A 687-nucleotide genomic window follows, 5' to 3' on the forward strand; every position below is an offset into this window, starting at 1 on the left:
GTCCCCGGTCGTTTTGAGGTTTTGACTTTGGCCTTTGGTTTTATCCAACTTCCAACTTCTAACCTCTAACTTCCAGTGTGTCCCCGGTCGTTTTGAGGTTTTGACTTTGGCCTTTGGTTTTATCCAACTTCCAACTTCTAACCTCTAACTTCCAGTGTGTCCCCGGTCGTTTTGAGGTTTTGACTTTGGCCTTTGGTTTTATCCAACTTCCAACTTCTAACCTCTAACTTCCAGTATGTGGTGGGCCTAAGTGGATTCGAACCACTGACCTCACGCTTATCAGGCGTGCGCTCTAACCAACTGAGCTATAGGCCCCTTTTAAAAAGCGGTTGGTCGAGTTAGCTCACTAGGGTAAAAAACCGCTCCTTGATGAGCAGTTTCCTTTCCCACTTCGTGCTCCACCGTTGTAAAAGATCGTTTCAAATAAAGAAAGCTTATGCGCTCTCTCAAAACTAAACAGGGTAAGGGTTGTTTCCAGAATTTATGGTTAAAGGTTCTTCTTGCTTTACTCCCTAGAAAGGAGGTGATCCAGCCGCACCTTCCGATACGGCTACCTTGTTACGACTTCACCCCAATCACCAGCCCCACCTTCGGCGGCTGCCTCCAATAAAGGTTGGCCCACCGACTTCGGGTGTTGCCGGCTTTCGTGGTGTGACGGGCGGTGTGTACAAGGCCCGGGAACGTATT

Annotated in this window: 1 tRNA gene and 1 rRNA gene; both read right to left on the minus strand. The window is 48.5% G+C overall.

From position 1 onward, the window contains the following. Positions 1–238 precede the first annotated feature (238 nt). Positions 239–315, minus strand: a tRNA-Ile gene (locus tag SCM96_16005). A 201-nt stretch (positions 316–516) separates the two neighbouring features. Continuing rightward, a 16S ribosomal RNA gene (locus SCM96_16010) occupies positions 517–687 on the minus strand; the annotation flags it as partial.

This window comes from Acidobacteriota bacterium (assembly GCA_033549365.1).
GTDB lineage: Bacteria > Acidobacteriota > Aminicenantia > Aminicenantales > Saccharicenantaceae > JAWSUF01.